This is a genomic window from Kitasatospora sp. Xyl93 (genome assembly GCF_055383135.1).
In genome coordinates, this window is the sequence record NZ_AP029185.1 from 8,188,913 (window position 1) to 8,210,917 (window position 22,005).

At 76.2% G+C, this 22,005-nt stretch carries 20 protein-coding genes; 9 read left to right on the forward strand and 11 right to left on the reverse strand.

Features of this window, described 5'->3' with window-relative positions:
- Positions 1-29 precede the first annotated feature (29 nt).
- Positions 30-1,310, forward strand: coding sequence for an MFS transporter (locus ACZ5GH_RS35380; RefSeq protein ID WP_464336929.1), 1,281 nt, complete (start codon positions 30-32; stop codon positions 1,308-1,310).
- A 43-nt stretch (positions 1,311-1,353) separates the two neighbouring features.
- Here the strand turns inward: ACZ5GH_RS35380 and ACZ5GH_RS35385 are convergent, their stop codons facing one another.
- Positions 1,354-2,205 carry a class I SAM-dependent methyltransferase gene (locus ACZ5GH_RS35385; RefSeq protein WP_464336383.1) on the reverse strand — a complete coding sequence of 284 codons (852 nt, stop codon included), beginning with the start codon at positions 2,203-2,205 and terminating at the stop codon, positions 1,354-1,356.
- Positions 2,206-2,409: 204 nt separating this feature from the next.
- Here ACZ5GH_RS35385 and ACZ5GH_RS35390 point away from each other — a divergent pair, with 204 nt between their 5' ends.
- A complete protein-coding gene (locus tag ACZ5GH_RS35390; RefSeq protein WP_464336384.1) occupies positions 2,410-5,646 on the forward strand; it encodes an ATP-binding protein in 3,237 nt (1,078 codons plus the stop codon).
- 59 nt (positions 5,647-5,705) lie between these two features.
- Here the strand turns inward: ACZ5GH_RS35390 and ACZ5GH_RS35395 are convergent, their stop codons facing one another.
- Positions 5,706-6,956 (reverse strand): cytochrome P450, encoded by a 1,251-nt coding sequence (locus ACZ5GH_RS35395; protein WP_387755988.1) that lies wholly within the window; start codon positions 6,954-6,956, stop codon positions 5,706-5,708.
- A gap of 232 nt (positions 6,957-7,188) precedes the next feature.
- On the opposite strand from ACZ5GH_RS35395, the gene ACZ5GH_RS35400 reads away from it, so the two are divergent.
- Positions 7,189-8,130 carry a TIGR01777 family oxidoreductase gene (locus ACZ5GH_RS35400; protein ID WP_464336385.1) on the forward strand — a complete coding sequence of 314 codons (942 nt, stop codon included), beginning with the start codon at positions 7,189-7,191 and terminating at the stop codon, positions 8,128-8,130.
- A gap of 128 nt (positions 8,131-8,258) precedes the next feature.
- Positions 8,259-9,137, forward strand: coding sequence for a hypothetical protein (locus ACZ5GH_RS35405; protein WP_464336386.1), 879 nt, complete (start codon positions 8,259-8,261; stop codon positions 9,135-9,137).
- Between the two features lie 81 nt (positions 9,138-9,218).
- Here the strand turns inward: ACZ5GH_RS35405 and ACZ5GH_RS35410 are convergent, their stop codons facing one another.
- From ACZ5GH_RS35410 to ACZ5GH_RS35450, 9 genes are all read right to left on the reverse strand, one after another.
- Complete coding sequence (locus tag ACZ5GH_RS35410; RefSeq protein ID WP_464336387.1) at positions 9,219-11,063, reverse strand: complex I subunit 5 family protein; 1,845 nt, start codon at positions 11,061-11,063, stop codon at positions 9,219-9,221.
- A gap of 6 nt (positions 11,064-11,069) precedes the next feature.
- On the reverse strand, positions 11,070-11,414 hold the full coding sequence (locus ACZ5GH_RS35415) for a sodium:proton antiporter (protein ID WP_387755996.1): 345 nt from the start codon (positions 11,412-11,414) through the stop codon (positions 11,070-11,072).
- On the reverse strand, positions 11,411-12,151 hold the full coding sequence (locus ACZ5GH_RS35420) for an MnhB domain-containing protein (RefSeq protein WP_464336388.1): 741 nt from the start codon (positions 12,149-12,151) through the stop codon (positions 11,411-11,413). The genes ACZ5GH_RS35415 and ACZ5GH_RS35420 overlap by 4 nt, the downstream gene beginning before the upstream one ends.
- On the reverse strand, positions 12,148-12,420 hold the full coding sequence (locus ACZ5GH_RS35425) for a Na(+)/H(+) antiporter subunit B (RefSeq protein WP_387756000.1): 273 nt from the start codon (positions 12,418-12,420) through the stop codon (positions 12,148-12,150). The genes ACZ5GH_RS35420 and ACZ5GH_RS35425 overlap by 4 nt, the downstream gene beginning before the upstream one ends.
- A complete protein-coding gene (locus ACZ5GH_RS35430; RefSeq protein ID WP_387756002.1) occupies positions 12,417-12,692 on the reverse strand; it encodes a monovalent cation/H(+) antiporter subunit G in 276 nt (91 codons plus the stop codon). Before ACZ5GH_RS35430 ends, ACZ5GH_RS35425 begins: the two co-directional genes overlap by 4 nt.
- On the reverse strand, positions 12,692-12,949 hold the full coding sequence (locus ACZ5GH_RS35435) for a monovalent cation/H+ antiporter complex subunit F (RefSeq protein WP_387756004.1): 258 nt from the start codon (positions 12,947-12,949) through the stop codon (positions 12,692-12,694). The genes ACZ5GH_RS35430 and ACZ5GH_RS35435 overlap by 1 nt, the downstream gene beginning before the upstream one ends.
- Positions 12,946-13,392: a hypothetical protein gene (locus ACZ5GH_RS35440; RefSeq protein ID WP_464336389.1), complete on the reverse strand. Its 447-nt coding sequence runs from the start codon at positions 13,390-13,392 to the stop codon at positions 12,946-12,948. Before ACZ5GH_RS35440 ends, ACZ5GH_RS35435 begins: the two co-directional genes overlap by 4 nt.
- 222 nt (positions 13,393-13,614) lie before the next feature.
- Complete coding sequence (locus tag ACZ5GH_RS35445; RefSeq protein WP_387756008.1) at positions 13,615-14,631, reverse strand: SDR family oxidoreductase; 1,017 nt, start codon at positions 14,629-14,631, stop codon at positions 13,615-13,617.
- Entirely contained in the window at positions 14,628-15,278 is a 651-nt protein-coding gene (locus ACZ5GH_RS35450) for a DUF6328 family protein (protein ID WP_464336390.1), read from the reverse strand. The genes ACZ5GH_RS35445 and ACZ5GH_RS35450 overlap by 4 nt, the downstream gene beginning before the upstream one ends.
- Positions 15,279-15,535: 257 nt before the next feature.
- Here ACZ5GH_RS35450 and ACZ5GH_RS35455 point away from each other — a divergent pair, with 257 nt between their 5' ends.
- The 5 genes from ACZ5GH_RS35455 to ACZ5GH_RS35475 all read left to right on the forward strand — a co-directional run bounded on the left by ACZ5GH_RS35455 (position 15,536) and on the right by ACZ5GH_RS35475 (position 21,975).
- Entirely contained in the window at positions 15,536-17,341 is a 1,806-nt protein-coding gene (locus ACZ5GH_RS35455; RefSeq protein WP_464336391.1) for a thiamine pyrophosphate-requiring protein, read from the forward strand.
- On the forward strand, positions 17,328-17,765 hold the full coding sequence (locus ACZ5GH_RS35460) for a hypothetical protein (RefSeq protein WP_464336392.1): 438 nt from the start codon (positions 17,328-17,330) through the stop codon (positions 17,763-17,765). Before ACZ5GH_RS35455 ends, ACZ5GH_RS35460 begins: the two co-directional genes overlap by 14 nt.
- A complete protein-coding gene (locus ACZ5GH_RS35465; RefSeq protein WP_464336393.1) occupies positions 17,758-20,082 on the forward strand; it encodes a GMC family oxidoreductase in 2,325 nt (774 codons plus the stop codon). Before ACZ5GH_RS35460 ends, ACZ5GH_RS35465 begins: the two co-directional genes overlap by 8 nt.
- A complete protein-coding gene (locus ACZ5GH_RS35470; RefSeq protein WP_464336394.1) occupies positions 20,079-21,173 on the forward strand; it encodes an enolase C-terminal domain-like protein in 1,095 nt (364 codons plus the stop codon). Before ACZ5GH_RS35465 ends, ACZ5GH_RS35470 begins: the two co-directional genes overlap by 4 nt.
- 127 nt (positions 21,174-21,300) lie before the next feature.
- Positions 21,301-21,975 carry an HAD family hydrolase gene (locus tag ACZ5GH_RS35475; RefSeq protein ID WP_464336395.1) on the forward strand — a complete coding sequence of 225 codons (675 nt, stop codon included), beginning with the start codon at positions 21,301-21,303 and terminating at the stop codon, positions 21,973-21,975.
- The last annotated feature ends 30 nt before the right edge of the window (positions 21,976-22,005 follow it).

Below are 22,005 nucleotides of genomic sequence, written 5' to 3' on the forward strand. Positions count from 1 at the left end.
ACGCCCGTGTTAGCCTGACTGGCATGATCATGAGGGGGGCCGGACGGCGGTCATCCGGCGAGCCGGCTTCCGGTGCGCAACGAGCCCTGATCGCCGCCAGTTTCGTCAGCAGGGTGGGCAACGGCCTCTTCAACACCGCCGCCGTCCTCTACTTCACCCTCGTGGTGCACCTGCCCGCCGCGCAGGTGGGGGCGGGCCTGACGATCGCCGGTCTCTGCGGCCTGGCGGTCGGCATACCGGCGGGCAACCTCGCCGACCGGTACGGGCCGCGCACGGTCTGGCTGACCTCCCTCGCCCTGCAGGCCGTCACCATGGCGGCCTTCGTCCTCATCGACAGCTGGCCCGCGTTCACGCTCATCGCCACCCTGGACCGGCTGGCCGCCGCGGCGGGCGGCGCCTCGGGCGGCGCACTCATCGCCAGGGCCGGCGGCGAACGGCCCGCCGCCTTCCGGGCCCGGCTGCGCACCTTCACCAACCTCGGTGTCGTCCTGGGCACCCTGGGCGCGGCCCTCGCCATCCAGGTCGACACCCGCGCCGCCTACACCGCGCTGATCCTCGCGAACGCCGCCAGCTTCGCCGGCGCCGGCCTGATCGCGCTCCTGGGCCTACCGAACTACCCGCCGCTGCCCCGGCCCGAGGAACACCGGCAGTGGTCCGTCCTGGCCGACCGGCCGTACGTGTCCTTCGTCGCGCTCTACAGCGCCATGGGGCTGCAGTACCAGACCGTCTCCCTCCTGCTGCCGGTGTGGCTCAGCGCCCACACCGACGCGCCGCGCTGGACCGTGGCCGCGGTCTACGCGGTCAACAGCGGTGTCTGCGTTCTGCTCCAGAGCAGGCTGGGCTCCAGGGTGGAGACCCCCCGGCAGGGCGGCCGCGCCTTCCGCCTCGCCGGGCTGCTGTTCCTCGTGAGCTGTCCGTTGATGGCACTGGCCGCCGACGTCCCCGCGTGGGTCGCGCCGGTGCTCGTCGTCCTCGCCGTGTCCGTCCACAGCATCGGGGAGGTGTGGGAGTCCTCGGCCGGCTACGCGCTCGGCCTCGGGCTCGCACCCGACCACGCCCAGGGGCAGTACCAGGGCCTGCTCGGCATCGGCTTCAACGCCGGCCAGGCCCTCGCCCCGGTGGTCCTGACCGGAGGGGTGCTCGCGCTCGGGCACCCGGGATGGCTGCTCCTCGGCGTGTTCTTCGCGGCCCTGGGCGCCGCCGGACCTCCGGTGGCCGCCTGGGCCGAGCGGAGCCGCCCCGGGAAGCCGGACCCGGAAACCCCGGGGGAGCACCGGGACGGCGAATCCCCGCCGCTGCGGGCCGAATAGCGGGCGAGGGCCGGTCACCGCCGGGACGGCCGGACGGCGGGGGTCACCTCCGGCGCACGCGCAGGACGCCGGTCAGCATCGGGAGGGTGAACTCGCCGGCGCCGGTCTCCGGGCGGGCGGCGAGGTAGGCGCGGGACTCGTCCAGCAGGGCCTCGCGCTCCTGCTCCGGCATGACCAGGACGCCCGCCTTCGTGCCGAGGGTCGCGACGAGGGAGTCCGCCGTCCGGCGCTGTCCGTGCGGGAACTCGGCCTGCTCCGCGGAGTCGAACCAGGCCTCCCCGCCGGACCGGGGGAGGTGCATCCGCGCCGTCTCGGTGCGCCAGCCGGCGGGCAGGTCGCGCGGGCCGATGGCGGCCGGGCCGGTGACCCGGGCGAGGCCGGCCACCCAGTCGACCCCGTCGTCGAAGACGTTCCACAGGCCGGCCAGGACGCCGCAGGGCGCAAGCACCCGGGCGATCTCCGGCCCCGCGAGGTCCATGTCGAACCAGTGCATGGCGTTGCCGGACACCACGGCGTCGACGGCGCCGTCCGGGAGCGGGATCGCCTCGGCGCTGCCCGGCAGCGCGCGGACGGCCGGGAGCGATCCGCGCAGTTCGGCCAGCATCGCCGGGTCGGGTTCGACCGAGACCACGTCGTGGCCCAGCGCGGCCAGCGTGGCGGTGAGCTTGCCCGTTCCCGCGCCGAGGTCGAGCACCCGCCGGCCGGGCGCGGCTTCCAGGGCCCACCGCACCGCGGCCCGCGCGTAGTCCGGGCGGTGCTCGGCGTAGGCGGCCGCCGCCCGGCCGAACGACGAACCGTGCAGCCGCCGTTCGTCCTGGGCCGAAGCCCGCCCGGTGGGCGCGGGGCGGCGTGCGTCGTCCCGGTGGTGCTCGGTGGTGCGGTCGGTCCCCGTCATCGTGGCTCCATCCGGTCGGCGGTCCGCGCCGGGTGCGCAGCGCGCGGTGGCCGTCCGGGGTCGACCTGACCCGGACGGCAAGAGCTATCGGTTCGATGTATCGAACCGATACATCGTGACCCTAGGTACCGGCGGGCTCCCGCACAAGGGTCCGCTTCCGCTGACCGGTGATCAGCGCCGGGGGCCGCTGGTTACGCTGACGCGGTGACGATCGAGCTGCGCGTGCTGTCCACCGTCTCCTGCCACGGCGAGGAGGTCACCGCCCCCGGACTGCGGGGGCTGCTCGCGCTGTTGGCGGGGGAGGTGCGGGCCGGCCGCGGCCGGGGGCGGCTGGTGGACGGGCTGTGGCCGGAGGAGGGGCCCGAGCGGCCGGAGAAGGCGCTGCAGGTGCTGGTGTCCCGGGCCCGGGCGAAGTTCGGGGCGGAGCTGATCGTCAGCACGCCGACCGGGTACCGGCTGGGGCTCGGGGAGGAGCGGGTGGACGCCTCCGCGGTGCTGCTGCACGCCGCCGCGTGCGCCGAGAAGTCGCGGGCCGGGGACCACGCCGGGGCGCTCGCCGAGGCCGAGGCGGGGCTGGAACTGTGGGGCGGGCAGAGCGATCCCGCGCAGGACGGGGGAGCGGACCCGGTGTCCGCGCTGCGCGCCGAACGGGCCCGTACCCGGCGGGCGTTGCGGCGCGCCCGGGCGCTCGCGCTCGCGCGCACCGGGCGGCACCCGGAAGCCGTCGAGGCGCTCGCCGAGGAGGCCGCCGGGCAGCCGCGGGACGAGGAGGTGCTGCTGGAACTGCTGCGCAGCGAGGCCCGGACGGCCGGGGCGGCCGCCGCGCTCGGCCGCTACGACCGCTACCGCCGCGGCCTGCGGGAGGCTCTGGGCGCCGACCCCGGCCCCGAACTGCGGTCGCTGCACCAGGAGTTGCTGCGCGGTGAAGAGGCTCCGGTGCGGCGCGGGGTACCGCACGAGCCGAACGCCCTGGTGGGCCGGGAGGCCGACCTCGCCGCCGTCGCGGAACTGCTGGACGCCGCCCGCGTGGTGTCGGTGGTCGGCCCCGGCGGGCTCGGCAAGACCCGGCTGGCCGCCGCCGTGGCGCGCCGGGCGGCGCAGCGGGCGGTGCACCTGGTGCCGCTCGCCGGAGTGGCCGCCGACCAGGACGTGGCCGGAGCGGTGGCGGCCGCGCTCGGCACGGGGGACCAGGCGGCGATCGCCGGCGCACTGGGCCCCGGGCCGGTGCTGCTGGTGCTGGACAACTGCGAGCAGGTGGTGCGCGGCGTCGCCGACCTGGTGCACGCGCTGGTGGCCGCCCGCCCGGACCTGCGGGTGCTCACCACCAGCCGCACCCCGCTCGGGATCTCCGCCGAATCGCTGTACCTGCTCCCGGAGTTGGACCGGGAGGCCGCCGTCGAGCTGTTCACCCAGCGGGCCCGCGCCGCCCGCCTCGACGTCCAGCTGCCCGCGGGCCCGGTCGCCGGGCTGTGCGCCCGGCTGGACGGGCTGCCGCTGGCGCTGGAGCTGGCGGCGGCCCGGGTGCGGGTGCTGGCGGTGACCGAGATCGCCGACCGGCTGGCCGACCGCTTCGCCCTGTTGCGCGGCGGGCCGAGGGACGCGCCGCGCCGCCACCGCACCCTGCAGGCCGTGGTCGACTGGAGCTGGAACCTGCTCGACCCGTCGGGCCGGGCCGCCCTGCGCGCGCTCTCCGTCTTCCCCGGCGGCTTCACCGCCGAGGCCGCCGGGCGGCTGCTCGACGACGACGGCGCCGACGTCCTGGCCGTGCTGGAGGACCTGGTCGACCAGTCCCTGCTGCGGCTGGTCGACACCCCGAGCGGCGGGCGGTTCCGGATGCTGGAGACCGTCCGCGAGTTCGGCGCGGCCGAGCGCACGAAGGCGGCCGAGGACGAGGCCGTCGCCGCCCGGTTCCGCGCCTGGGCACGGGAGTTCGGGCTCGCCCACCACGACGGCCCGTTCGGCCCGGCGGCCGTGGCGCAGTGGCGGCTGGCCCGCGCCGAACAGGACAACCTGGTCCACGCGCTGCGCCTGGCCCTCGCTGCCGGGGACGCACCGACGGTGGCCGCCGTCGCCGCCGTACTCGCCGGGCTGTGGACCACCGAGGGCAACTACGTCCGGCTGCTCGCCCTCGCCGAGGACACCGGCGGCGCGGTCTCCCGGCTGCGCCCCGGGCCCGGGCTGCTGGAGCCGGTACGCACCCTCACCGCGCTGAGCACCGTCAACACCCTGCTCGCCGCGGGCGGCGGACTCGGCACCGGCACGGGCGCGCTGCGCCTGCTCGCCGCCCTGCGGCGGCTGCCGCCGGCTGCGCCGGACAGCCCGGTCCGGGCGATCGCCACCGTCATGGCGGCCGTCCCCGAGGTGCTGGGCTCCGCGCGGGACGGCAGCCCGGACGAAGGCCCGCTGGCGGCCCTGTGCGCCGCGCCCGAACCGCTGCTCGCCGGTGTCGCCGAGGCGGTGGCCGGCTACCGCTGGGAGGGCGCGCAGCAGTTGGAGCGGGCGACCGCCTCGGCGCGGCGGACACTGGCGGCCGTCGAGGCGCTGCCGGTGCCCTGGCTGCGGGTGCTCGCGCTGGCGCGGCTCGGCGAGCTGCACCTGCAGGGCGAGCGGGGCGCCGAGGCGCTGCCGCTGCTGCGCGCCGCGATGGCGGAGCTGGACCGGCTCGGCGACTGGACCGACATGCTGGGCCTGCGCTGGGGCATGGTGATCGGCAGCCTGCAGGCCGGGGACCCGGACGGTGCCGAGCACTGGCTGGAGCTGGCGGTGCGGCACCGGCCGGCCGAGGCCGTCGACCTGCTCACCCCGGAGCTGGGCGTCCGGGCCGAACTCGCCCTGGCCCGGGGCGAGGTGGCGGCCGGGCTGGCGCTGTGGCGGCGGTCCGCCGAGCTGCTGGCGGTGCCGTCCGGGGTGGCGTCCGGTGAGCCGGCCGGAGGGCTGTCCGCCGGGGTGCCGTCCGCCGGGTCACCCGCCGACCGGTCCTGGGCGTTGGAGCTGGTGGCCGTCTGTGTGGCCGCCCACGCCCGGCACGGCGAGCTGGACCGGGTGGCCGCGCCGGCCGCCGCCCTCCCCGGGCGGCTGGCCGAACTGCTCAGTCGTCCGGCCGCGTTGGTGGAGGGGCCGCTCGCCGGGACGCTGCTGCTGGCGCTCGGCCTGGTCGCACTGGACCGGGGCGCCCGCGACGGCGACCCCGAGCGGACCAGGACCGGCGTGCGGCTGGTCGTGCTGGCCGAGCGGTTCCGCTGCCTGCGCAACTTCCAGCCCACCATGGGCTCGGCGGCGGCCCGGGGCGAGGCCGAACGGGCCGACCGGGAGGAGTACCGGCGGGCGGTCGCCGAATACGGGGCGGCCGGGATCGCGGCGACCGGGGGTTCGGTGACCGGGTGCGCGGCGCCGGACCGGTCGGCGCTGGCGGCCGAGGCGCGCCGGCTTCTGGGCGTCTGACCCCGGGCTCCGTACGGCCGAGGGCGCGGCGCGTCAGAACCGTTCAGGGCCGCGGCCGTTCAGAGCCGCACCGGCAGCCGCAGCAGGTGGAAGCCGTCGGCCGGCCAGTGCCCGAACTCTAGGTCCTCCCGGGCGACTCCGAGCGCCGCCTCCGGCCGCCGGATCACCACCTGGTCCAGCACCACCGAGGTGACCAGCCGGCCGAGCGCCGCGCCCAGGCAGTAGTGCACGCCGTGGCCGAACGCCAGGTGGCCGTCGCCGCGCCCGAACTCCCGGGTGACGTCGAGGCGTTCGGGCGCCTCGCCGTACTCCCGCGGGTCGTGGTCGGCGGCCAGCAGGGCGACGGTGACCGGGTCTCCGGCGCGCAGCGCCGTCCCGGCGAACTCGAAGTCCTGGGCCGCGTACAGGGTCGCACCGATCCGCACCAGGGTGACGTAGCGCAGCAGCTCGGGCACGGCCCGCTCCAGCAGTTGCGGCTCGGCGCGCAGCCGGGCCAGCTGCTCGGGGTGGTCGAACAGGGCGAGCAGCCCGTGGGCGAGGAACAGCGCGGGCGGGGTGATGCCGGTGTTGATCAGCAGGAAGACGGCCGAGACCAGGTAGTCCTCGTCCAGCGGCTGCTCGCCCTCGCGGGTGTCGTGCACCAGGGTGGAGACGAGGTCCTCGGTGGGCTCGGCGCGGCGGCGGTCGATCAGCTCCTTGACGTGGTCGACGATGCCGACCAGGCCCTCGACCGTCCGGGTGCCGTCGCCGTACGCGAAGTCGCGGATCCAGCCGCAGACCCGGGGCCGGTCCGCCTCCTCGACGCCGACCAGCTCGCAGATCACCTGGGTGGCCAGCGGGTAGGCGAACTCGCCCAGCAGGTCGGCCGGTTGGTCCCGGTCGGCGAGGCCGGCCAGCAGTTCGGCGGCGGCGCGCTCGACGAAGCCGCGCAGGGCGGCGATCCGGCGGGCGCTGAAGGCGCGGGTGAGCGGCGCGCGGCGGTGGGCGTGCTCCTCCCCGTCGAACAGCGACAGGTGGCCGGCGAGGTACTTGGCGTACTCGGCCGGGAGGCCCTCGCAGGCGGCGGCCAGGAGTTCGTCCTGCGGGTCGGATCCGGAACCGGCCGGGTCGGCGACGCCGGTCCGGTCCCGGACCAGCCGGGGGTCGGTGAGGGCGGCCTTGACGTCGGTGTAGCGGGTGACCAGCCGGACCGGGGTGTCCAGGCCGGGCAGCGCGACCAGGGGCAGTTCGGCCTGCCCGCGGAACCGGGCGTAGGCGCCGACGGGGTTCTCGATGTCCTCGGGGGTGAGCTGGACGGGGCTGCTGGTCATGCCGGGTGCTCCTTCTGTGGCTCTGCCGCTGCGGGGCCGCCGCGTGGCGGGCCCGGTCGGCGCTTTCCGATGGCCGGAGCTTGCCGGGGCCCGCCTTCGACGCGGCTTCAACGCGGTTTCAGCCACCCGGGCCGACTGGGGGAGCAGTGGAATTGAACGCGTTCAGAAACTTGGGCTAGGCTGACTCCGAGGCGCCCGGGGAGCCGGGGAACCGAGGTACGAGGGGGAGCCCATGAAGGTCGTCATTCCCGGCGGATCCGGCGCGCTCGGAAGGCTGCTCGACCGGAGGCTGACCGCCGCCGGACACCAGGTCGTCGTCCTCAGCCGCAGGCCCGCTGGGCCCCGGCAGATCGGCTGGGACGCGCGGACCCTCGGCGCCTGGGCGGCGGAGGTCGACGGCGCCGACGTCGTGCTCAACCTCGCCGGGCGCAGCGTCAACTGCCGCTACACCGAGGCCAACCGGCAGGAGATGATGGACTCGCGGGTGCACTCGACCCGGGTCGTCGGCGAGGCCGTCGCGGCCGCCCGCCGGCCGCCCGCCGCCTGGCTCCAGATGAGCACCGCCACCGTCTACGCCCACCGCCACGACGCCCCCAACGACGAGCGGGACGGCCTGATCGGCGGCGGCGAACCCGACGCCCCGCCCGCCTGGCGGCACAGCATCGACGTCGCCCTGGCCTGGGAGCGCACCCAGGCGGAGGCCGACACCCCGCACACCCGCCGGGTCGCGCTGCGCACCGCCGCCGTCCTGGGCCCCGAGCGCGGCGGCTCCCTGGACGCGCTCTACTGGCTGGCCCGGCTCGGCGCCGGCGGCCCGGTCGCGGGCGGCGCCCAGTACGTCTCCTGGATCCACGAGCGGGACTTCGCCCGTGCCGTCGAGTTCCTGGTCGCCCGCGAGGACCTCACCGGCCCGGTCAACCTGGCCGCCCCCCACCCGCTGCCCCAGCGCGAGTTCATGCGCGAGCTGCGCAGTGCCTGGGGCATGCCGCTGGCCCTCCCCGCCACCCGCTGGATGGCCGAGCTGGGCGCCTTCGCGCTGCGCTCCGACGCCGAGCTGCTGCTGAAGAGCCGGCGTGTCGTCCCGACCCGACTGCTCGACGCGGGCTTCACCTTCGACCACCCGGCCTGGCCGCAGGCCGCCCGCGACCTCGTCCGGCGGCTGCGCGGACGGTAGGGCCGGGGACGGGCGGCGCGGCGGTTCGTCACGGGGCCGTCACAGCTCCCCGCCGGGGCTTGCCCGGGCCGGGCGGCCCCCGGGAGCGTGGAGCCACACGCGACGGGCGGACCGGGGGGCGGGACGGGATGCGGACGATACGGCTGCGGTATACGCGGCGGCGGGGCGAGAGCCTGGGAGCCGGCTGTCTGCTGGGCCTGGCCACGCTGATCGCGCTGACGGAGTCCGGTGCCACCGCCCCGGCGACGGGTGTGCTGATCGCGGCCCTGGTCGCCGCCGCGGTGGCGGTCGGGACGCCGTACACCTGCTGGCTGCGGGAGGAGGCGGACGGCCTCACCGTGGTCCGGCTGCTGGTCGCCCGGCGCTACGCCTGGTCGGAGATCCGCGGGCTGCTCATGGAGTTCGACGAGGAGGACGAGACCGGCGTCCGCCGGATCACCCTGCGGCTGCGCCTGGTGGACCCGCCGGGCCGCTTCTGGGGCCCGCTGTTCGGCCAGTTCACCGTCACCGACGAGGACCGGCCGCGCGGGGTCGAACCGCGCGCCCTGGCCGAGCTGTTCGCCCTGTTCGGCCGGCACGGACTGCCCGTCGACCGGCCGGAGTTCGCCGACGCGGTGCTCTCCCTCCACGGGCTGCCCCGGCTGCCGCCCCGGCCGGTGCGGACCGTGCCGGTCGGGCCGGTGCCAACGCCGGCGGAGGCCTACGCGGACGCCCCGGGCGTGGAGGAGGAGCAGCGGGACCTCGCGGCCTGCCGGAGCACCGTCAAGAGCCCGCCCCGCAGGCGGCGCGAGTACCTGCTGCGGATCGCCGCGCGGGCCGACCGCGTGGCGCTGGCCGGCGGGGACGCGGACGTCGAGCAGGTGGCGTGGGCCCGGATCGCGGCCGGGTACCTGACCGAGCACGACGGCGCCACCGCCGACGGCGACGACGCCCGGGCGTACGTCCGCCGGCAGTACCTGGACTGGTCCCGGACCTCCGCCGAGCCGCGGAACGGCCGGGGACGCTGACCGCCGGAGTCCCGGGAGCCGGCAACCGGGCCGCGCCGGCCGGCCGGGCCGTACGTGACCGTCACGGGCCGAGCGGTGACGTTACAGCTGGGCGGTGAGGGCGACCAGCAGGGCGGCGATTCCCACGGCCAGCCAGGCGACGTAGTCCCCCAGCAGGCCGGAGTGGAGGCGGCGCAGCGGCAGGACGGCGGCGCGGTGCAGGCCACTCGTGCCGCGCCCGGGACGCCGGCGGACGGCGGCGGTGGCGAAGCCGACGGCCAGCAGCGCGGAGAGCAGGCCGAGCCCGAGGCCGGAGGCCGTCCACCAGGCCTCCGGCGCGGCGGCCGCGGGTACGGGCGGGCGCCCGAGGGTGTCGGCGAGGTAGGCCTCGCGGCCGGTGAAGGCGGCCGCGCCCGCCGCGAGGGCCCGGCCGACGCCGGGCAGGACGCCGACGGCCAGGCAGCCGGCCAGCAGCAGCGCGGGGGCCAGGACCATCGGCGGGGGCAGCCGCCGGTCGGGCGGGCGGATCTCGGGCTCCTCGCCCTCGCCGGTGGTCGCGGCCACCTCCGGGTGCTCCCTCGGCGGTGCGCCGGCCCCGCCGAAGACCCGCAGGGCCGCCCGCAGCACGGCGCCGCCGGTCAGCGCCGACACCAGGACGAACACCGCGGGCAGCCAGGCCAGTTCGTGCCCGGCGGCCTCCTCGGCGACGGCCTTGCCGAGCCCGGTGCCGAACGGCGGGAGCCCGGCCAGGGCCAGTGCCCCGAGGACGAACAGCAGCCCGGTGACGCGCAGTTCGCGGGCCCGGCCGTGCAGCCCGTGCTCGTCCACCGAGCCGAACCGGTCGAGCAGCACGCCGGTGAGGCCGAACAGCGCGGCCTTGGCTCCGGCGTGGCCGGCCACGTACACCGCGGTGCCGGCCAGCCCGGCCGGGGTGAGCAGGGCCGCGCCGATCAGGAACAGTCCGACGTGCCCGACCGTGGAGAACGCCAGCAGCCGCTTCAGGTGCCGCTGCTGCCAGCACATCACGGCGCCGACCAGCGCCGTGAGCACCCCGGCGGCCAGCAGGGTGTCCCGCACGACGGCGTCCGGCAGTCCGCCCGCCCCGGCGAAGACCACCCGGTGGATCCGGGCCACGCCGTACACCCCGAGTTCGACCATCACCCCGGACAGCAGCATGCACACCGGGCTCGGGGCGACGGCGTGCGCGTCCGGCAGCCAGAAGTGGAAGGGCGCCGCGGCGGCCTTCACCAGCGGACCGGCCAGGACCAGTACGAAGGCCACGACCAGCAGGGCGTCCGGGCCGCGGCCGGGCGCGGCGAGCCGGTCCAGCTCGGCGCCGATCTGGGCCAGGCCGAGTTCGCCGGTGCGGGCGTAGAGCAGGCCGATGCCGAGCAGCGAGAGGTAGGCGGCGGCCGAGTTGACCAGCCCGGAGGCCAGCGCGCCGTGCAGCGGGCGCGGGTCCTCGATCCGGAAGCCGGTCAGCGCGTACGCGACGGCGCCCATCAGCTCGAAGAAGACGAAGGCGTCGAAGAGGTCGCCGGTGAGCGCGAAGCCGCACATCCCGGCCTCGAAGAGCAGCAGCAACGCGGGGAAGAGTCCGCCGCGCTCGCCGGAGGGCTCGTCGAAGTAGCGCCAGGCGTAGCAGAGCACGGCGAGCACGAGGACGGCCGCGAGCAGGGCGAGGCCGCTGCCGAGGCGGTCGGCGACCAGCACGATGCCCACGCTGTGCCCGTCGCTCGGGGTCCAGCCGCCCAGCCAGGAGACCGCCCGGCCGTCCGGGCCGGTCCGGGCCCACAGCAGGGCGAGGCAGACGACGTCGGCGGCGGCCAGGGCCGTGGCCAGCACGTCGCGGCCGAGGCGGGGCAGCCAGCGGCCGGCGACGGCGGTGACGGCCGCGCCCAGCAGCGGGACGGCGACGGCCAGCGGCAGCAGGTCGGCGGTGCGCACCGGCCGTCACCCCCGCAGCCCGGTCAGTTCCTCCGGGTCCACCGTGCCGTGGCGCTTGCGCAGTTGGATCACGAGGGAGAGGAGCAGCGCGGTGACGGTCGCGCCGACCACGATGTCGGTGAGCGTCAGTGCCTGGACCACCGGGTCCACCACCGGGGCGTCGGTCGGCAGGTCGGAGAAGACCGGGGCGGTGGCGTCGCGGCGGTACCCGACCGCGAGCAGCAGGACGTAGGTCGAGGACTGGGCGACGGCCAGGCAGCCGACCGCCTGCACCAGGTTGCGGCTGGTCACCAGGCCGTACAGGCCGGCCAGCAGGATCCACCCGGCCACCAGGTAGGGCAGCAGGCTCATGCCTCCTCCCCCCGGGGGGCGACCTCGACGGCCTGGTCCAGGAAGTGGGCGAGCAGCACCACCACGCCGGAGGCGACCTCGACCCCGACGACGGCGTTGACGACGGCCACCAGCCCGCTGGAGGACAGCTGGTTGAAGGTCCCGAGCGGCAGGGTGTTGGCGAGGTAGCCGGCGCCCTGGGCGAGGCCGATCAGGCCGAGCGCGGCGAAGGCGCCGGCGGCCAGCGCGTCCGCGACGTCCAGCGCGGCGAGCGGACGGATCCGCTTGAGCACCCGGTAGTCGGCCGCGACGTACGCCAGGTGCAGGGCGGTGGCCAGCGCGACGCCGCCCTGGAAGCCGCCGCCCGGGCTCAGCGCGCCGTGCGCGACGAGGTAGCCGCCGGTCAGGACGGTGACCGGCAGCAGCGCGGCGCCGAACAGCCGGGTGGTGGGCAGGACGGGCTCGGCGGCTGCGCGGCGCTTGTGCTCGTCCCGGGCCAGCCGCAGCAGGATGCCCGTGCCGAGCACGGAGCCGAACAGGATCGACTCCTCGCCGAGGGTGTCGAAGGCCCGCTGGTCGAAGTTGACGGAGGAGACGGTGTTGGCCGTCCGCCGCGCCAGCCCGGCCGCCACCGCCCGCTCGCCGTACGGGTGCCGCTCGCCGCCGAAGCCGGGCAGCTCACCGGCGGCGGCGACCAGCGCGGCGGCCAGCACGGAGGCCGCGAGGAGGAAGAGCCCGAGCCGGGCGGTCCGGTTCACTCGGAGCCGTCCGGGCGGCGTTCGTCGGTGTGCTCCTCGCGGTGCACCCGGCGGACGGTCAGCAGGATCAGCAGCGGGGTGATCGCGCTGCCGACGCCGAGCTGGGAGAGCGCGACGTCGGGCGCCTGGAGCACGGTGAAGAGCAGGGCGAGACTCAGTCCGAGCAGGGCCAGCACGGCGGCCTGCCGGACCGGGTCGCGGGTGAGCGCCGCCGCGGTGGCGGTGACGGCGGTGAGCAGCAGGGCGATCACGATCAGGGCGTCGGTCACGGCCGTGCCGCCGCCCGGCCCACGGCCATGGTGGTGACGGTGCCGCCCGCCGCCAGCAGCCCGCCGACGACCAGCAGCTTGACCGCCGCCCGGCCCGGCCCGGTGTCCACGGCGAGGGCGAGCGCGACCAGCGGGGCGCCGAGCACGGCGGCGGGCGAGAGGGCGTGCAGGCGCAGGTGGCGGCCGGGGAGCACGGCGAGCGCGAGGGCGGAGAGCAGCAGCGCGGCCGTGCCCGCGCAGAGCAGCACCAGGGCCACGGCGTGCCGCCCCATCAGCGCTCCTCGCCGGCCAGGAAGCGGGTGAACACCAGGGTCCCGGCGGGGGCCAGGACGGCCAGGTCGAGCGCCAGGTCGGTGTACGACGGCCGGCCGAAGCCCTGGGCGAGCAGCAGCAGCACGACGGCGGTCACCAGCGCGGCGAGGTTCAGCCCGGCCAGGCGCCGTCGCGCCTCGCCGGACAGCCCGAGCAGCAGGCACGGGGCGATCCCGCCGACGGCCAGCACGGCCGCCGCCAGCAGCCAGGCGTTCACTCGGCCGCCTCCGTCAACGCGCGCTCCAGGGCGGAGGCTTCCCGGCCGAGCGCGTGCACCAGCAGGCTCTGGCCGTCGACGTCCACCACGTACGCGCCGGGGGTCGAGGAGAGCAGCGCGGCCGCCCAGGCGGGGCCGGTGCCGGGGGCGAGCCGCACGGCGCGGAAGCCGGACCGGCGGCGGCGGGGGGAGAGCACGGCGAGGACCAGCCGGCCGGTGTCGGCCAGCAGGGTCCGCGGGAAGGCCCGCAGCGCCGGGGCGAGGCGGGCCGTTCCGCCCGGGGTGGCGCCGGAGCCACGCCGGGCGGCGAGCGCGCCGAGCGCCCCGAGCAGGGCGACGCCGCCGCCCACCGCCACCTCCAGCGGTGTCACCGAGCTGATCAGCACGACGTTCAGCAGCAGCAACATCCCCCACCAGAGCAGGAGTTCGGCCACCGTCCGCATCGAGTCACCCCCTGTACCGGCCGTCCTGGCAGCGTCGCCGTCGCGGCGAGCGGCCCCAGGTGTACCGTCCGGCCGGTGACGGCGTCCCGTGCGCAACGCCGACGCGCGCGGGATCGGCGTGCCCGACCACCCGTTCGCCGGAGCGCGAGGCCGGAACGTCCGATGATCGGCCCGGCTCCGCGCTCTCCGCTCTCGGCTCCGCTCAGGCGCCGGCCGTCCGGGTCACGACCGCCGTACCAGCGCCCTCGCCGCGGCCCCGAGCAGCGCGGCCCCGCCGACGGCGAGCAGGCCGTGGTGCTGGGAGGCCCACAACTGGGCGCTGCGCTCACGGGCCTCGGAGTCGAAGCGGCCGTGCGCGCCGTGGTCGTCGGAGGCGTCCACGGGCGTCCAGAGGTTGCAGCGGTCGTCCGCCGGCCGGGGCCCGTCCTCCTGCTGGGCGTCGATGCCGGTGCGGGCGAGGTAGCGGTCGAGCAGGCCGGGCGCGAGGGCGTTGGCGACCAGGGTGGCGGCCGTGCTGGCACCCACCCAGTACTCCCGCCGCCCGGGGTGGTCGGCCGCGTACCGTACGGCGCGGGCGGCAAGTTCGGGCTGGTGGACGGGCGGCACGGGGCGGGCCCGGCCGCGCAGCCGGTTGAGCACCCAGTCGAACTGCGGGGTGTTGACGGCCGGCAGCTGGACCATCGTCACGCGCACCGCCGAACCCTCGGCGAGCAGTTCGCAGCGCAGCGCCTCGTGCCAGCCCTGGATGGCGTGCTTGGCGCCGCTGTAGGCGGTCTGCAGCGGGATGCCCCGGTAGGCGATCGCCGAGCCGACCTGGACGATCGTGCCGTGGTCGCGCGGCAGCATCCGGCGCAGCGCGGCGCGGGTGGCGTTGACGTACCCCAGGTAGGTGACCTCGGTGACGCGGCGGAACTCCTCCGGGCTGATCTCCGTGAAGGGCGCGAAGACCGAGGCGAAGGCGTCGTTGACCCAGACGTCGATCGGGCCGAACTCGGCCTCGGCGCGGTCGGCGACGGCCTCGCAGGCCTCCGGGTCGGCCACGTCGGCCAGGACGGTGCGCACCGGCGAGCCGGCCGCCTCGGCCTCGGCCGAGGCGGCGCGCAGCCCGGCCAGGCCCCGGGCGACCAGCACGAGCCGGTCGCCGCCGGTGGCGAAGGCGCGGACGCAGGCCCGGCCGACGCCGGCGGAGGCACCGGTGATGACCACGGTGCGCGGTTTCGAACGCGTACGGATGCTCATGGCACGCGTCTTGCCCCGCCGTCCTTCCCGAAACCCGGCGGGCGCCCAGCCCCGCCGTCCCCGCCGTCCCCGCCGTCCCCGGCGGAACCCGGCGCGGGTCGGTCCGGGCCGCCGGCGTCGCCCGGAGGCCGGGTGCTCCGCGAGTCGTGCCGGTGCAGGTGCCGCACCGGGATCAGCAGCCAGCAGGACGCGAACCAGAGCATGACGGCCCCGGTGATCCAGCCGGACGTCGCCGAGCCCGTCGCCGTGCGCAGCAGGAGCAGCAGGGCGGAGCCGATGGTCAGCGCCAGCAGCAGCAGGCCGACGGCCACCAGCCGGGCCGCCGCGTCGACCAGTTCGGGCTTCAGGCGGTGGCCGGCGAAGATCCGGTGGTAGGCCACCGGGGCCGCCAGCGCGCCGGTGGCCAGCGCCCCGAGGACGACCGTGGTCACGTACAGCCCCCGGTCGAAGTCGCCGAGCTGGGTGAAGCGCGGCATGAAGACGACGCTCAGCAGGAAGCCGAACAGCACCTGCGAGCCCGTCTGGGCGACCCGCACCTCCTGGAGCAGGTCCGTCCAGCGCCGGTCGGCCCGCTCCTCGGGCGTCTCCCGCCGTCCCGTCCAGTGGCGGTGGGCGCGCCTCACCCGGCCGGTGTCCGGTGCCGCCATGACGATCGCCTCCGCCTCCTTGTCGCCGGTGCGTCTAGCCGCAGCCGGGCCCGGCAAACCCGGCCCGCGCCCGGCAAACCCGGCCCGCGCCCGGCGGACCCGGCCTGTTCCCGGCAAACCCGGCCCGCGCCGGGCACACCCCGCCCGCGGCCGGCCCGCCCCGCCGATCTATACGGCCGGAAGGCGTTTCCGGACCCCCGTAGCGGATAACCGCGCTGCGGGGGGGCCGTCGCCGTGAAGGCCGAAGGAGGAGCACCGTGTCCCCGAAGGTTTCCGACCAGATCCTCGAACGACTGCGTGACTGGGACGTGCAGTACGTCTTCGGCTACCCCGGCGACGGCATCAACGGGCTGCTCGCGGCCTGGGGCCGGGCCGACAACGACCCCGTCTTCATCCAGGCGCGGCACGAGGAGATGGCCGCGTTCGAGGCCGTCGGCTACGCCAAGTTCTCCGGGCGCACCGGCGTGTGCGCGGCGACCTCGGGCCCGGGCGCGATCCACCTGCTCAACGGGCTGTACGACGCCAAGCTGGACCACGTCCCGGTGGTCGCCATCGTCGGGCAGACCGACCGCAGCGCGATGGGCGGCTCCTACCAGCAGGAGGTCGACCTGCTGAGCCTGTACAAGGACGTCGCCGCCGAGTACTGCCAGATGGTCACCGTCCCCGAGCAGCTGCCCAACGTGCTGGACCGGGCCATGCGCACCGCCGCCGCCCGCCGCACGGTCACCGCCGTCATCGTGCCCGCCGACGTCCAGGAACTGGACTACAGCCCGCCCGAGCACGCCTTCAAGATGGTGCCCTCCAGCCTGGGCAGCCCGCAGTGGACGATCGTGCCGAAGGAGGACGAGCTGCGCCGCGCCGCCGAGGTGCTCAACGCCGGCCGCAAGGTCGCCATGCTGGTCGGCCAGGGAGCCGCCCACGCCCGCGGACAGGTGGAGCAGGTCGCCGAGGTGCTCGGCGCCGGCGTGGCCAAGGCCCTGCTCGGCAAGGACGTGTTGCCCGACACCCTGCCGTACGTCACCGGGTCGATCGGTCTGCTCGGCACCCGCCCCTCCTACGAGCTGATGCGGGACTGCGACACCCTGCTCACCGTCGGCTCCAGCTTCCCCTACAGCCAGTTCCTGCCCGAGTTCGGGAAGGCCCGGGCCGTACAGATCGACCTCGACCCGTTCATGGTCGGGCTGCGCTACCCCTACGAGGTCAATCTCGTCGGCGACGCCGCCCGCACCCTGGACGCCCTGCTGCCGCGGCTGGCCCGCAAGGAGGACCGCGACTGGCAGCGCACGATCTGCGACAACGTCGAACGCTGGCGCGACGTGATGGAGCGGCGGGCCGGGGTCGAGGCGAACCCGATCAACCCCGAGTACGCCGTCCACGCCCTGGACCACCTGCTGCCCGACGACGCCATGGTCACCGCCGACTCCGGCTCCGCCGCCAACTGGTACGCCCGCCACCTGCGCTTCCGCGGCCGGATGCGCGGCTCGCTGTCCGGCACGCTGGCCACCATGGGCCCCGGCGTGCCGTACGCGATCGGCGCCAAGTTCGCCCACCCCGACCGCCCGGCGATCGCCATCGTCGGCGATGGCGCGATGCAGATGAACGGCCTCGCCGAACTGATCACCATCGCCAAGTACTGGCAGGAGTGGGACGACCCGCGCCTGGTGGTGGCGGTGCTCAACAACCGCGACCTCAACCAGGTCACCTGGGAGATGCGGGCGATGCAGGGCGCACCCAGCTTCCTGCCCTCCCAGCAGCTCCCCGACGTCGATTACGCGGGCTTCGCCCGCAGCCTGGGCCTGGGCGCCGAGCGCGCCGACCACCCCGCGCAGGTGACCGACGGCTGGTCGCGCGCCCTGGCCGCCGACCGGCCCTACGTGCTGGAGCTGGTCACCGACCCGGCCGTCCCGCCGATCCCGCCGCACGCCACCTGGGACCAGATCCAGGCCGCCGCCGAGTCCGTGCTGCGCGGCGACGCCGACCGCGTCGCGGTGGTCCGCCAGGGCCTCAAGGCCAAGCTCCAGGAACTCCTGCCCTCCTTCGGAGGCCGGCATGGGCATCACTGACCTCGCCCTGCGCAACGTCCGCACCGGCCGCTTCCAGCGCTCGCTGGCCCTGGCCACCGCAGGCGGCTTGGTGATCACCGCCGCCGAGATCTACCTGGAGCACGACCGGGCCGGCTTCGGCAACCGCGTCATGTGGTGGCCGGTGTGGCTGGGCCCCGTCGGCGCGGCCGCCGGGATCGCCGGGGCGTGCAGCCCGCGCGCGGCGCACACGCTGCTCCCGGTCGCCTCCGCCGCGATCACCGCCAACGGCCTGCAGGGCACCTACCTGCACGTCCGGGGCATCGCCGAGAAGCCCGGCGGCTGGTCGATGGCCCGCTACAACATCGAGATGGGCCCACCGCTGTTCGCCCCGCTGCTGATGAGCCTGGTCGGAGGGATGGGCCTGGTCGCCGCCGTGCTGCGCCGGGAGTCGCGCGATGCCTGAACCCCGCTTCCCCGGCTACGACGTGCTCGGCCAGGTCCGCCACTGGGACCGCGAGACCGTCGCCGCGGTGCTGTCCCGGACCGGCCCGCAGCCGCCGCTGCGCTTCTTCACCCCCGCCGAGGAGGCCACCGCCCGCGCCCTGCTCGACCAACTGCTCGACCACCCGCAGCCCCCGCTGCTCGCGATGATCGACGCCCGCCTCGCCGAGCGGCAGACCGACGGCTGGCACTTCGCCGACCTGCCCGAGGACGACGAGGCCTGGCGGCGCAGCCTGCGCGCCCTGGACGAGGACGCCGACGGCTGCTTCGCCGACCTCACCGAGGTCCAGCAGCGGGCGGTGCTCGGCCGGGTGCAGGAACTGGCGGGCGAGCGCTGGCACGGCCTGCCCGCGCAGCACGTGTGGAGCCTGTGGACCCGCTACGCCTGCACCGCCTACTACTCCACCCCCACCGCCTGGAACGAGATCGGCTTCGGCGGCCCCGCCCACCCCCGCGGCTACCTGCGCCTGGGCGCCGGGCTGCGGGAGCCCTGGGAGGTCGCCGACGCCCACTCCCGCCCGCCGCGCCCGCCCGACCACGAGCCGCCGCGCCCCGTCCCGCCCGCCACCGACCCCGGCCGGCACTCCCGGCTGCGCGCCGCCGCCGCGACCGTACGGGCCAACGCCGCCGCCGAGGGCGAGGTCCGCCGGCGCAACGCCTCCGCCTGGCTGCTGCCGTCCGACGGCCGCGGCTTCGACCACTCCCTGGTACGGAACATGCGGCGCCACCGGGACGCGGACGAGGTCGACCTGCTGATCGTCGGCTGCGGCGCGGGCGGCGCCACCCTCGCCCAGCGGATGGCCCGCCGGGGCTGGAGCGTGGTCGTCCTGGAGGCCGGGCCGTTCTGGGACCCGCTCGCCGACTGGGTCAGCGACGAGGCGGCCTCCCACCAGCTGTACTGGACCGAACCCCGGGTCATCGACGGCACCGACCCGGTGCCGCTGGGATCCAACAACTCCGGCCGCGGCGTGGGCGGTTCGATGGTCCACTTCGCCGGGTACACGCCGCGCTTCCACCCGTCCGACTACCACACCCGCACGGTCGACGGCGTCGGCGCCGACTGGCCGATCGACTACGCCGACCTGCGGGAGTCCTACCGCCGGCTGGAGCACGAACTGCCCGTCGCCGGCCAGTACTGGCCCTGGGGCGAGCCCCACCCCTACCCGCACGCGCCGCACCCCGTCGGCGGCAACGGCGAGGTGTTCCTGCGCGGCGCCGCCGCCCTCGGCATCCAGGCCCGGGTCGGCCCCGTCGCCATCACCAACGGCCGCTTCGGCCGCCGACCGCACTGCGTCTACCGGGGCTTCTGCCTCCAGGGCTGCAAGGTCAACGCCAAGGCCTCCCCGCTGATCACCCACGTCCCCGACGCCCTCGCGCACGGCGCCGAGATCCGCGCCGACTGCATGGCCGCCGCCGTCGAACTCGACCACGACGGACTCGCCCGCGGCGTCCGGTACTTCCACCACGGTCGCGAACACCTCCAGCGCGCCCGCACCGTCGCCGTCGCCGGGTACGCCATCGAGACCCCGCGCCTGCTGCTCAACTCCGCCTGCCCGCGCTTCCCCGACGGCCTGTGCAACGACCACGACCTGGTCGGCCGCTACGTCATGGTGCAGGGCGCCCCGCAGACCTCCGGCCGCTTCGAGGAGGAGATCCGCGCCTACAAGGCCCCGCCGCCCGAGGTCACCACCGAGCAGTACTACGAGACCGACCCGCGCAAGCCGTACCGGCGGGGCTTCAGCATCCAGAACATCTCCCCGCTCCCCATCACCTGGGCCGAGCACGTCGTCGCCCAGGGCCACTGGGGCGCCGACCTGCGCGCGTACCTGTCCGACTACGTGCACTGGGCCACCCTCGGCGCCATCGCCGAACTGCTGCCCCGGCCGGACAACCGGGTCACCCTCGCCGAGGAGACCGACCGCCGGGGCCTGCCCGTCGCGCGGTTCACCTTCTCCCAGTGCGAGAACGACCGGATGCTCATCCGGGCCGCCCGTGAAGTGATGGAGTCGATCCTGCGCGCCGCCGGGGCCGACGAGGTCATCACCATCGACCGCTACGCCCACCTGGTCGGCGGCTGCCGGATGGCCGCCGACCACCTCGGCGGCGTGGTGGACCACCGGCTGCGCACCTTCGCCGTGCCCAACCTGCTGATCACCGACGGCAGCGTGCTCCCCACCCAGGGCAGCGCCAACCCGGCGCTGACCATCATGGCCCTGGTCGACCGCGCCGCCGGCCTGCTCGCGGCGGGGCAGCGGTCCGGACTGCGAGCGCCGGCATGACCGCCGTCGAACGCATCGGCGTCCAGGTCTACACCGTCCCCACCGACGCCCCGGAGGCGGACGGCACCCTCGCCTGGGACAGCACCACCCTCGTCCTCGCCCAAGCCGTCGCCGGCCCGCACACCGGCCTCGGCTGGACCTACGGCGCACCCGCCACCGCCGCCGTGATCAGCGCGGAACTCGCCCCGCTGGTCACCGGCCGCGACCCGCACGACACCAGCGGCGCCCACGAGGCGATGAACCGCGCGGTGCGCAACACCGGCCGCCCCGGCCTGGTCGCGGGCGCGATCTCGGCCGTCGACCTCGCCCTGTGGGACCTGCGCGGCCACCTGCTCGGCCTGCCGCTCGCCCGACTGCTCGGCAGTGCCGCCCGCCCGGTGGCCGTCTACGGCAGCGGCGGCTTCACCACCTACTCCGCCGGGCAGCAGGAACGCCAGCTGCGGCACTGGACCGAGGAGCAGGGCATCCCCCGGGTCAAGATCAAGATCGGCGAGTCCCGGGGTACCCGGGAACGGCGCGACCTCGAACGGGTCCGCGCCGCGCGCGCGGCCATCGGCGACCGGACCGAGCTGTACACCGACGCCAACGGCGGCTACCGGCGCAAACAGGCCGTCCGGATCGGCGGCGCGCTCGCCGACGAGGGCGTCAGCTGGTTCGAGGAACCGGTCTCCTCCGACGACCTCACTGGCCTGCGCATCGTCCGCGACGCCGTCACCCCCGACGTCACCGCCGGGGAGTACGGCTACGACCTCGCCTACTTCGCCCGGATGGTCCCCACCGTCGACTGCCTCCAGGCCGACGCCACCCGCTGCGGCGGCCTCACCGGCTGGCTGCGCGCCGCCGCCCTCGCCGAGGCCCACGGCTTGGACGTCTCCGCCCACTGCGCCCCCCACCTGCACGCCCACGCCGCCGCGGCCGTCCCCAACTGTCGCCACCTGGAGTGGTTCCACGACCACGTCCGGATCGAGCGGCTGCTCTTCGACGGCACCCTCGACCCCGGCGGCGGCACCGTCACCCCCGGTGCCGACGGCGCGCCCGGCCACGGGCTGCGCCTGGCGCCCGCCCGGGCCGACGGGTACCGGGTGGGCTGACCGCGCGAGCGTCCCGGCGGACATCCGCAAGTCGGCGAACGAGCGGACGTCAGCGAACAACCGGAGTCAACGATCAACCGGAGTCGGCGAACGAGCGGACGTCGGCGAACGACCGAAGGAGAAAACGGTGACCAAGGCCCCAGCTGCACTCTTCGACGTCGACGGCACCCTGCTCGACACCGTGTACTTCCACGCCCTCGCCTGGTGGGAGGCCCTACGGCAGCACGATCGCACGGTGCCCACCGCCCGGGTCCACCGGGCCGTCGGCATGGGCTCCGACCAGCTCCTCGACCACCTGCTCGGCGAGGAGCGCGACCACGGCGACGACGACGCGATCACCGCCGCCCACGACGCCCTGTACGCCCGGTTCTGGCCGCTGATCCAGCCGCTGCCGCGCGCCGCCGAGCTGCTGCGCGCCTGCGCCGACCGGGGCTGGCAGGTCGTCCTCGCCAGCTCCGCGTCCGAACGGGAACTCACGGTGCTGCGCCGCGCGCTCGACGCCGACGACGTGATCGCCGCGGCCACCTCCGCCGACGACGTGAGCGCCACCAAGCCCGCCCCCGACCTGCTCCGGATCGCCCTGGACCGGGTGGACGCCTCGCCCGAGCACGCCGTGTTCATCGGCGACACCGTCTGGGACGTCACCGCGGCGGCCCGGGCGGGCGTGGCGTGCGTCACGGTGGAGAGCGGCGGCTTCGCCGCGCAGGAACTCCTCGGCGCGGGCGCCGCCGAGGTCCACCGGGACACCGCCGAACTGCTGGCCGACCTCGACCGCAGCGTGCTCGCCCGCCCGGCGGGCTGACCCCGCGGAGCCGGGCGGCCGGCCACCCTT

What these genes read in the sequence shown, in the direction of transcription:
- ACZ5GH_RS35385 (WP_464336383.1), bottom strand. Translation starts at nt 2,205, where the DNA reads ATGACGGGGACCGACCGCACCACCGAGCACCACCGGGACGACGCACGC.
- ACZ5GH_RS35415 (WP_387755996.1), bottom strand. Translation starts at nt 11,414, where the DNA reads ATGAGCCTGCTGCCCTACCTGGTGGCCGGGTGGATCCTGCTGGCCGGC.
- ACZ5GH_RS35405 (WP_464336386.1), top strand. Translation starts at nt 8,259, where the DNA reads ATGCGGACGATACGGCTGCGGTATACGCGGCGGCGGGGCGAGAGCCTG.
- ACZ5GH_RS35460 (WP_464336392.1), top strand. Translation starts at nt 17,328, where the DNA reads ATGGGCATCACTGACCTCGCCCTGCGCAACGTCCGCACCGGCCGCTTC.
- ACZ5GH_RS35445 (WP_387756008.1), bottom strand. Translation starts at nt 14,631, where the DNA reads ATGAGCATCCGTACGCGTTCGAAACCGCGCACCGTGGTCATCACCGGT.
- ACZ5GH_RS35395 (WP_387755988.1), bottom strand. Translation starts at nt 6,956, where the DNA reads ATGACCAGCAGCCCCGTCCAGCTCACCCCCGAGGACATCGAGAACCCC.
- ACZ5GH_RS35400 (WP_464336385.1), top strand. Translation starts at nt 7,189, where the DNA reads ATGAAGGTCGTCATTCCCGGCGGATCCGGCGCGCTCGGAAGGCTGCTC.
- ACZ5GH_RS35440 (WP_464336389.1), bottom strand. Translation starts at nt 13,392, where the DNA reads ATGCGGACGGTGGCCGAACTCCTGCTCTGGTGGGGGATGTTGCTGCTG.
- ACZ5GH_RS35380 (WP_464336929.1), top strand. Translation starts at nt 30, where the DNA reads ATGAGGGGGGCCGGACGGCGGTCATCCGGCGAGCCGGCTTCCGGTGCG.
- ACZ5GH_RS35450 (WP_464336390.1), bottom strand. Translation starts at nt 15,278, where the DNA reads ATGGCGGCACCGGACACCGGCCGGGTGAGGCGCGCCCACCGCCACTGG.
- ACZ5GH_RS35430 (WP_387756002.1), bottom strand. Translation starts at nt 12,692, where the DNA reads ATGGGGCGGCACGCCGTGGCCCTGGTGCTGCTCTGCGCGGGCACGGCC.
- ACZ5GH_RS35470 (WP_464336394.1), top strand. Translation starts at nt 20,079, where the DNA reads ATGACCGCCGTCGAACGCATCGGCGTCCAGGTCTACACCGTCCCCACC.
- ACZ5GH_RS35465 (WP_464336393.1), top strand. Translation starts at nt 17,758, where the DNA reads ATGCCTGAACCCCGCTTCCCCGGCTACGACGTGCTCGGCCAGGTCCGC.